We start from the raw sequence: 10938 nt of genomic DNA, 5'->3' as shown, positions 1-10938 counted from the left end.
TAAAATTTACTTGATATAGGTTGGACAAAGATGTATAATGTTACTTGTAAACCAAATTATTCTAACAGAGGAAAAACATAATAACTGAGTAAATAAAGTATAAAATATGAATTAATATGAAAATAAAGCATATAAATACATATTTAACAAACTAATACTTTGTTATAAATTTATACATTATTTAGAAAAAAATGTGGACAAGTATTTTAGAATTAGGTATAATATAAATAATTCAAAACTTTTGTAAAAAAATTCTAAATCTTAATTTATTAGCATATTAATAAATGATAGATAAAAATCGTTAATTATTGTTGTATCATAATCAAATTGAAATGATACACATTAAAATATAATTATAAAGTTTAAATAAATGGGAGGGAATTAACTTGAATAAGAAAGTTCAAAAAGGGTTAGTTGCGGCAGTAGCTGCAACAATGGGAGCTTCTGTAGTTGCTCCAGTAGTACAAGCTGCTACACTAACGTTAGCACAACAATATGAGGCTGCATACAAAGCTTACGAAAAAGCTGCTGCTTCAAAAGATCAAAAAGATTTAACTGCTGCTAGAGGTCTTTTAGAAGATCTTTACAAAACAGTAAAAGGAACTAAGGAAGAGTACTTAGCAACAACACTAAGCTCAATCTTAGACCCAGTTCAACAAGAAAAATTCGAATTCATAATCGCAGTTGCTAAAACTGAAGCTGCAAAAGTTGAGCAAAAGAACATCAACACAGCTAAATACAACTTCAACAACTTATCAGCTAGCTGGAAAGTTGCATTCAACGCTTATAGCTCAGCTATAGACACAGTTCAACAAGCATACGCTGTACATGTTTTAGACATGGTTAAAGCTGCTAAAACTGAGGCAGAATTAAATGTTGCTAAAGCTAAATTCGCTGACTTAATGACTATAGACTTCTCTGCAGAAGCTAAAGCTTCTTACGAAGCTGCTATTAAGCCAGAAATCGCTAAAGCAGAAGCTACACTTGTTGTAGTTAAAGTTGATTCAATAGTTGGAGCTGGAGCTAAAAAATTAGAAGTTAAGTTCAATAAAGCTGTTGTTGATACTACTAAAATGGTTTTAACAGTAAAAAGAGATAATATAAATGTTTCTATAGCATCAGTTGAGTGGAATGCTGATAAAACAGTTGCAACATTAACTACAAGCACAAACTTACAAACTGGAGACTATGTAGCAACTGCTAAATATGCAGCTGAAGCTGCAACAACTACTCCAGAAGTAGAAATACAAGCTGCTAAAGTTGGTAAAATTACATTTGCATCTGAAGCTGCAGTAATCACAGATAAATCAGTTGCTGCTGGAGATGAAAAACAAGCTGTAACAGTAAAAGTAAAAGTTGAAAACCAATATGGTGAAGATATTACTAAGAGTTTAGATACAGCAGATTTAACTGGCGTTGCATCACCTTTATCAGTTTCATCATCAGTTGGAACAGCTGTAAGCTTAACTAATGGAGTATTAAGACTTGAAAATACTTCAGATTATACAGTAGATCAAAACGTTGTTATAACTATAGTTCACAAAGGAACTGCAACTGTTTCAACAGGAACAGTAAAAGTTGCTCAAGCAGCTAATATAGCAAGCTTAACATTAGGTGAATTAACAACAGATGATTCAACTTTAAAAGGTAAAACAGTTTACCAATCAACAATGACTGCAAATGCTAGCAAATACTACTTACCATTAACTGCACTAGATCAATATGGTAATGAGTTAACTGCAGCAGATTTAGCAGGTGTAACTATAGTAAGTTCAAACACTTCAATTGTAAATCCAAATGGATTAACAACTAAAAATAATAAACCAGCTATAGCTATACAAGCTCAAGCAGGAACTCCAACTTATGGTACAGCTGTAATTACAGTAGTTTCAGCAAGTGGAAAATCTGTTAGCATGAATGTAGTAGTTAAAGAAAATGCTAAAATAGATGTATTACAAGTTGAGCAACCAGCTGTAACACTAAAAGCAACTGAGAAGGCTGTAGTTCCATTTACAGCAGTAGATCAATATGGAAATGCTTTAGTTTCATCAACTCAATTAGGTGGCATAACTTTAAATGGTACTAATACTACTGCTACATTTGGAAAAGGTGGTTCTATATCAATTACTGGTGGAACTTTATCTACAAAGATTGACTATGTAAATGACAACAAACAAATATTAGAAGTAACTCCAACTACAAAAGGAACTCCAGTAGTAGTTACAGTTATTTCAGCTACAGGAAAAGTTCAAACTCAATCTTGGGCTGTAGAGGCTGCTCCAGTTGTTACAACAATAGCAGGATTAGACACAGATTTCTATACTGCAATGCAACAAGGTCAAACTTCAGATATAGCTGGATTAATATTAGCTAATGATCAATATGGTGATGAAGTTTCATTAGGAGCTAACTATGAGATAGCATATGCTGATACAACTATAGCACTTGCAGATCGTAATGTAACATTTGCAGGAACTGTATTTACAGCACATGCAACTAATGCAGGAACTGAATCATTTACAATTAAGTTATATGACAAAGCTTTAGGCGATGCTACTAAGAAAGTTATAGATGAATATACATTCACTATGGAATCTGTAGATTTAGAAGATGTTTCTGAATTTGCTATAGCAGATTTAGATAAGCACTATGTAGGTACAACTGCAGCAGTTGCTTACGACCAAGTAGTTGAAGTATATGGAATAAAAGATGGAAAAGATGTAAAAGTAAATCAAGGTCTTATTAAAAATGTAAGTAACAATGCAGGATTAGCTGTGGCAGGAACTACATTAAGATCTACAGATTTAAGCGCTAGCTTAACTGCTGGTGATAAGACTGGTACATTAACTGTATTAGTTGAAGGAGCAAATGGTCCAATATCTTTAACTAAAGAGATTACTTATAGTGAAGATGCTCCTAAGGCTGCAAGCGTTGCTATTAAGAAAGTAACTGGTGGAGTTGCAAACACTGTGACTGACCCTGTTATTAGCTTAGCAAAAGCAGATGTTGCTGATATATTAACTACAGATAAAGGAAACTTCTACTTCAGCTTACTTGACCAATATAATGTAGCTTCTACAGATGTTACATTCACAATAACAAATGTTGTTGATGCTGATGAAGTTGGTGGCGCATTAACTGTAACAAATGCAACAAATGACAAGATTTTAGTAGCAGATGCTGATGGAACTGCAGGAGATTCATTCGTAATCAATGCAATCACAAGTTCAGGATTAGCTAAGACAATCAAAGTTGTTTTAAATGACTAATTAAAAGTTCAAAAAGATGGGAAAGAAATTTCTCATCTTTTTTTTATTACAAAAGTTATATTTTTTATCTAAGTTGATATATGGAATGGGGTTAGGTTACTAAAGCAAAATATTCGTGTAAAAAAATATAAATGATTGTAATATGTATTATCAATTATGATATAATCATAACTGTAATATTTTTATGTATATTAGCATTAAATAATGTAATACATATAGAGTGAATTTATAAAAGGAGACATTATAGGAGGAAATTATGAGCGAAGGTTTAGACATTAAATTGTTTTTAAGTGATAATGATACAATTTCAGCACTTAAAACTCAGATTTATGAAGAAGAGCTAAAAGTGATAAATGATGAGTACCCATTAGAAGAGAATAAACTTGATATAAATAAGACTTATATAGTGAAGAATCTAGATAATCTAGAAATCGGGTTTTTTATTAGGAATGGGTTAAATCAAAAAATTTCATTAGAGGATATTCAGCTTGTGCTACAAGACAAAGAAGGTAACAATATAATTGCGCTAGATATTAATTTTGGAGAGCGTGGAATAATACCACCAATCTCAGGAAAGCCCTTTTCATTAAGTTTTCCGTTAGAAGAATTAAAGGATTACAGTGAAGATAAAGAGTACTCTATTAAGTTTGGTGGAATGGAAAATATTAAGGTTTTTAAGTCTGTTTTAGCTGAAATTGAGAATATGCCAGACAACATTACCTTTGAAGAGGAACAATCAATAAGGCAATTTATAAGTGGCCTAGGTGCTTTGAAGGATAATGAAGTTACTATATCTGTTTTTAATCTAGAACACAAAAATATCGATAAAATAGCATGCATAATACTAATTAGAAATGGAAGTAACAAAATCGGACTATTACAAGAGTTACCAATTTCAATTATTAGTGAGAATGGTGAGATTATAGCAAAAGGTACTTTTAAAAGTGAAGAAGGTATTAAAGTAAGCCCTTTTAAATCTAAGATCATAAATTTTGAGGTAGATGCCACTGAAGCTTCAATAGAAAAGCATGATCTTTCTAAGTGTAAGGCTATATATTTATAAATCTATTATTAGTAATAAATAAAGCCTAGACTTAGAAATATACTCTTAAATAAAAAAATTTCTTTTATAAGAAAATCTTAAAAACTATTCTAATTTTTTCTATATTATGATACAATAGGTATAGAAACGTATTACGAAATTAAAATATAACTTTTGTTTAATACGCTACTTCTTCATTCAAGTTTTAAATTCCTATGCGACAAGGATAGAGGAACCTGACAACCCAAGGTTACCCTCTGTCCTTGTCTTTTTGTTATATTATATATTATAATATTTAGGTTAAGATAATCATATTAGGGAAGCACATTATGGGTATTTGTGATTTTTCATAAATATTTAGTGGAATAGGTTTATTATAAGGATATAGATTTAGGAGGGGTTTCTTTGAAGAAGGAGATAAATAAGAGTTTAATTATAATAACTTCAATATTAGGTTTATTATTAATTGTGGTAGCTCCTTTTGCTTATAGGGTTGTTTTAAGTGAGGTTAAGGGTCCAAATCTCACTAAGGATGAAAAGATTCAAAAAAGCATTGATGGCGCTAGAGAGCTTGCTTTAAATTTTGATGATAAAGATAAGGAATATATACTTTATTCTCTCTATGGGGAAGAAGTGAAGAGAGAACAAACTCGCATCTATAATGAAGCTGTTAATGCTACTTATGGGGCGGTTACTAGTGGGATGCAGGAATCTGTTAACTATGCAAGAAGTTTAATTTCCTCTCTTTCAGATACTTATTCAGAAAAGAAGATTGATATGAGTCTGCAGCTGGATGCAGTTCAGCAAGTTCTTATTGATAAGACTATAGAGGCTGTTAATTATGCAAAACTTACAGGAACTCAAAGCGATATAGATAAGGCAAGAGCTTCGGTATTGAGTCTTCCTGCAGAGTTTCATGGGTTCTTTTTACCTACTTTAGATGAACTTCAACAAAGCTTTAAAAATAAAGCAATGGACAGCGTTATTCTAGCAGAGAAATCAGGGAAAAAAGCGGATTATAATAAAGCTTTCGAATTATACCTTGATTTAACTAGGGTTCAACATAATGATGAAGTAAAGACTTGGGCAGAATCAGAATTAAAGTCTCGTTTGGATAAGATGAAAATCATAGATTAAATTAGAAAATTAGCACCTCCGAGTTGATTCCATTTTATGGTACTAACTCGGAGGTGCTAACTTTTATTTTCATTTATTCTGACATAATTGTAAAACTTTACGTATATACATTGAGTTATGGAAAAGGTTACCTTACAATAATAGTATGGACAAAAGGGAGGAGACAATATGAATAGATTTTTAGGACAAGTATTTTCTTTGTTAATTGCAGTAGCTTTTTTATTTGGTAGTGTTAATCAAAGCACTGTGTATGCTTCAGATTTAGGGACTTCAGAAATATCAGAATCAGCAGAAAACCCTGTGAAGCCAGAGCCTTCAGAGGATGGAGGAACTTCGGAGACACCAGAAATTACGGAGATAGACAAGCTATTTAGTGATGCTTTTAACTCAGTGAAAAGAGTAATAGTTATTGGAACTGAAAATGGAGTTAAACCATTTTATTTTAAGTGTGAAGATTCCCTTGAACCTGGCATAAGTGAAAACAAAGATGTGGTACAAGGGGTTGAAAAGGGGTTACAAATAGCTATTTATGAAGCTAGGACATTAGTGGATAAATTGCCTGAGAGTATAGTGGAATATAAAAATGCATTTTCTTCTATACTTGATAATTATCAACATCCTATTTTTGAGGCAATAGCTAATATACTAGATACTAATAAAGATAATCCTATTCAAAGTGATGTAATTTTAGGAAGAATCATTATAAAGGATTTAGAACCTCAATACAAAGCGTCATTTAGTGAGGCTTTAGATAAAATTCAAACAAAGTTATTTATGAGTGCAATGGAGTTAGTGAGTGTTGTTGAGTCAACAAAAAAAGAAGTAGACTTAAAGGCTGCTGAGAAGGCTGTTGCAGAACTTAAAACAATACCAGAGGAATTTTCTAGTGAAGATATAAATAATTTTGTTAATGGTCTTGATAATAAGTTAGATGATTTGAGAAAAATCATGAACATATATAATGTTACAAGTATACTTAAAATCATAAATATGCAAAGTGCAGTGGTTACACCAGATAATATGGTTATAGATTTACAAGGGGCAATACCAGAGGGGTATTCTCTTTACTGTACATTTCAATGGATCAACACTCTTTACAACAATAAACCAACAGTACAAGCACTAGAAGCTTCTTATTTAAAAACAAAGATAGTTGGAGATGGAAGTACTAGTACTGTATCCTTGCCTTTGCTTTATAATAAAGATATAATGACATCTTTACCAGTACAATCCAATTATTTATTTTATTTTGTAAATAATTCAACTAAAAAGGTAGAGTACATATCTAAAAATCCAATAAGATTAAACTTAGGGCTGAAGAGCACAGTTGTAGAAAGAACACCAGATGAAGAAAGTTTAAGTGAGAGTACAATGAAGATTGATTCTTCTGCAGCTTATACGGGATATATAACCCATGAAGTTATAGGAAAAAGCAAAAGTAGACAAGTTAGCCATAATGTGTTGATAAATAAAGGGGATACTCCTTCAATTATAATCACAAAGATAAAAATTAGTTTAGATGAATTTTCTTCAACCTATTTACCCAATACCCAGTGTAGTGTGGAAGGTGATGAACTAACCATAAAGTCTTGGGAAAGTTTAAACATAACACAAAAAATTCACTAAAACAGGACAAGCTTTTAAGGGATGCAATATTTTTAAGATATATAGTGTTTTCTAACTAAAAATCTATTGTGTCTTAAAAGCTAGTATCTAAAATAAGCTTATTCCCATAGATAAACAAACTCAAAACTCAATATATTCATAAATATATGGAATTTTAAATACATAAGAAACATTTATAGTTTATGAATTTTAGAGTTTGACTATCTATTTTGAAGAAACAACTTCTTTTAATGAATTATATATTGTTGGAATTGTTTCTGTATATCTAAATGTGAATTGTATTATCTTGGATGGAGGTTGATGAAATGTTGAAAAACTTAAGTATAAAGAAAATTTCAAGGTTAATAAGTATCCAGTTCCTAGGGGCTATATTAATCACTAGTATTGCTAGTCCGATTACTGTACAAGCTTATGACGGAAAAGGTGCAGCTCAAGTTATTCAAACTGGTGGAAGTGAAGCTATATCTTCTAAGTATAAAGAATTAATCAATTTAAGAGGGCTATATAGTAAGGCCATAAGTGATATAGAAATAATTCCAAAAGGCTCCTTGGACCAAGCTAAAAAAGCAATCGAGGAAGGGACTTTAAGAGTAGCTTTTGTTGGAGACAGCATAACAGAAGGGGCGGATTTATCCTCACCTTCAGATAATTATGTAAACCAAGTTCAGACTCAGTTAAAAGAAGCACTTCCTGGAGTTGCTATCGAAGTTCAGAACTTCTCATTGGGAGCCCGTGGCTTTGCACAATTAATAAGTGATGAATATAAAGCAGTAGATGAAGAAACAAATTTTGTGTTTAACTTTCATAGGGATTGGTCAGTAACGGATAAGTCATGGAAAGATCACGTGAAGGACTTTAAACCAGATTTACTCATCATAGCTTTTGGAATGAATGATGCTAATGGTTATATTAAAAATAGTGATGAGGAAATGAGGAAAGCCTTAGACAGCTTTGTAGGGTTTACAAAGACTTGGGAGGTAGCTCCTGATTTAGTACTGGTGCCTACTATATTACCCACTAAAGATGTAACAAGATATAATCAAAGGCAAGACATAACAAATTCAGTTGCTTTAGTAACTAGAGAATATGCAAAGGAAAAAGGATATGTTTGTGCTGATGCTAATAGATTGTTTCAGATCCTTAGGGATGAAAAGGATGTAGAATCAACTTATAGTCAAACTGAAAATAATCTGGAGAGAGTCACTGACTTTCTTGATGGAACTATAAGTTTTGATGCAGTATTTAACGCCACTGGAATTGAAGGCGGCAGAAATATTCTCTATAGGAGTAGTGATTTAGGAAGTATTATTATTCAGATGCAAGCTAAAGAAGACGGCACTGGAGTTATTTCACTATATGCCAGTGACAACGGTTCAATCTATGGACCAAGTGGAAAAAAAGGTAATAAAAATATAGTTTATGAAACTACTGAAAGTGGAAATGTTATAGTTATAGTGGAAGATGAAAGTGAAGTTGAGCTTGAACCTTACAAGATAGTAGAAGTTCCAGGGGTAAAACTTAATACCTCCTATAATGTTAAAATAGAAGCTGATGGAATTAAACATAAAGTATACATTAATAATGTACTACAACTAGAATTCAGCACCTATAGCAAATTAGTAGGTGGAAAAGTATCCTTTAAACCTACGGGACCTTATTCTGCTGAGATTAGCAATATAGCTATAGAAAAACAAGTTCCATATAAGGAGGGTTCAGCGTTTACCGAAGATGATTTACTAGGTAGATATAATGAGCCAGGGGAAAGCGGAAATGGTATAAACCATCCAAGTAGCTTAGGAATGGGCTTATTTTACACTCCGGCTTTTAATGGAGTTATAAAGGAATTAAAGGATTCTTATCATCACCTCGGAGGTGCATCCAATTAATGGAAGCGCCTCCAAGGCAAATAAGCAAATTTAAAAAAGGTAGTAAGAAGAACTCTTCTTACTACCTTTAAATTTATTTATTATTAGCTCTGCTATTGACCTTCAGTTGGTTTTATGTCTTCAAAAATATATTTATACATTTGGTCCTTAGTTACTTCTTCATCAAAGGTTAATTGGAAAACCCCATCTATTTTTTTACCTTCGCTGTAACTATCTAGTGGGAATCTTTGCTGTTCAATATGCTTATTACCAACAGTTAAAGAACTCATTCCAAGGTTTATTATATCCTTACTAGTTAAACTAGTTTCCACAAGAGGAAGAAGTTTATTAACCATACCAGGAAGTTTTCCAGCACCTGCAGAAGTTATCTTATCAAATAACATTGTAAGAACTGTTCTTTGTCTTTCTGTTCTTTCAGCATCTCCACCGCTAGTGTATCTAATTCTTGTGTAAGCTAGGGATTGAAGTCCGTTTAAGTGCTTCATTCCAGCTGACTTAATGTAAGCAGGTTTAACTTCGGCGTTCTTAGAAAGGTGACGAATATGTTCATTCATGTTTTCTATTTCATCACTTCTAATTTCTATATCTAGTCCACCTACAGCATCAATGATGTTTTCCATTTCATCAAAGTTAACTTTTACATAATCAGTTATGTTAAGACCATAGGTTTGGTTAATAGTCTTAATAGATAATTCTTCTCCTCCAAAGGCATAGGCATGTGTTAATTTGTCGTAGCCGTGACCAGGGATGTTAACATAAGAATCTCTCATTATAGAAGTAAGTTTTAGCTTGTTGTGAACTGGATCTACAGTTGCAATTACCACTGCATCAGAACGACCCACATTTCCCTCAAACTCATCTACTCCTAATAATATAATATTTTTGATGTCCTTTTTATTGTCTTCTTCTATTTTTTGCTCTAATTCTGTTTCAATTCCTAGTTCCTCTTTATCTACTGTAATTTCTTTAGTGTTAACATTGCCTAAGGTTAAAAATGCATAGGATGCAGTTCCTGCTATAATAAAGATAAGAAAAACAATCAAACCAAGTAATATTCTCTTTTTTCTTCTCTTTCTTTTTAATCTTTCTATTTTACTCTTTTCAGTTCTTTCACCCATAAAATAGTACCTTCTTTCTTTATCCTTCTAAATATTAAAATCCTTTTATATTCTTAAGTTATTTTCTTTAAACATAATAAATGATATTAAGAGAAAATCGACAAAATACTAATAGCTTTCAGAGTAACACGAAAGCTACTCATATTATACAATAAATTGACGAAAAAAAGTATATGAAATAAATAATAAAATAGGGAATAATTATGGATAAATAACACCCCTAAGGATTCTATAGGAATCCAGATGAATTTAAGTATATAAATCTTAAGGACATTCTGGAAGGATAAGCCCCCATCCATATCAGTGCTTAAAGGAGTTTAAGGTAGGAATGTTGCGCATTAAATTAAACTTTGGTGTAACATAGATCACTTTATTCAAACAAAGTTTAATTTGTCTCTTGGAGCTCCTTCCAGGGTAGCTTACCAAAATGAACTCATTGGTTATTTAAATAAAAATTGGTACAGTTCATATACGAATAAACTTTTAATATAATCTTCTATTAGATGTGAAAATTTTATAAACAAAAATAGCTTTGGATATCATTATATCTTGGTTATTATTTGCTGTGTATTCCCCAACTACTAAATCAAATTCTTCTTCGTCCTCTACCATTCCTTAAGATGTATCTTTATATGGAATGCGATAAATAAACTGTTTAAATATCTAATTCTATGTTCATTTCTTTTAAATATGAGTTACTTTAAATTGATTTAAGTTGATTCGTAATATAGAAACAATGTTACAACTTATATGGATAGAGTTAAGTTAAGTGGGATATTAATTCTATATCTAATTTGGTCAATATTGGGTGAAAATTACAGTGTTAATATTCACTGTTGAAACTCCTTCCATAACTAGGG

The 10938-nt window shown here is 31.7% G+C and carries 6 protein-coding genes; 5 read left to right on the top strand and 1 reads right to left on the bottom strand.

All coding sequences use genetic code 11. The features are described from left to right. Positions 1–386: 386 nt before the first annotated feature. The 5 genes from RR409_RS17475 (at position 387) to RR409_RS17455 (ending at position 8960) form a co-directional block, all read left to right on the top strand. Positions 387–3269 (top strand): hypothetical protein, encoded by a 2883-nt coding sequence (locus RR409_RS17475; RefSeq protein WP_332559056.1) that lies wholly within the window; start codon positions 387–389, stop codon positions 3267–3269. A 256-nt stretch (positions 3270–3525) separates the two neighbouring features. Then, on the top strand, positions 3526–4332 hold the full coding sequence (locus RR409_RS17470; RefSeq protein WP_332559055.1) for an SLAP domain-containing protein: 807 nt from the start codon (positions 3526–3528) through the stop codon (positions 4330–4332). Between the two features lie 384 nt (positions 4333–4716). Then, positions 4717–5448, top strand: a complete 732-nt coding sequence (locus RR409_RS17465) for a hypothetical protein (protein ID WP_332559054.1) — start codon at positions 4717–4719, stop codon at positions 5446–5448. Positions 5449–5616: 168 nt separating this feature from the next. Then, complete coding sequence (locus RR409_RS17460) at positions 5617–7074, top strand: hypothetical protein (RefSeq protein ID WP_332559053.1); 1458 nt, start codon at positions 5617–5619, stop codon at positions 7072–7074. Between the two features lie 305 nt (positions 7075–7379). Then, positions 7380–8960 carry an SGNH/GDSL hydrolase family protein gene (locus tag RR409_RS17455; protein ID WP_332559052.1) on the top strand — a complete coding sequence of 527 codons (1581 nt, stop codon included), beginning with the start codon at positions 7380–7382 and terminating at the stop codon, positions 8958–8960. A 92-nt stretch (positions 8961–9052) separates the two neighbouring features. Here the strand turns inward: RR409_RS17455 and RR409_RS17450 are convergent, their stop codons facing one another. Beyond that, positions 9053–10078 (bottom strand): LCP family protein, encoded by a 1026-nt coding sequence (locus tag RR409_RS17450; protein WP_332559051.1) that lies wholly within the window; start codon positions 10076–10078, stop codon positions 9053–9055. Positions 10079–10938 lie beyond the last annotated feature (860 nt).

The organism is Clostridium sp. (assembly GCF_036642255.1).
Lineage (GTDB): Bacteria > Bacillota > Clostridia > Clostridiales > Clostridiaceae > Clostridium_J.
The sequence above is the reverse complement of the archived record's forward strand: the minus strand, read 5'-3'. Positions and strand labels throughout refer to the sequence as shown.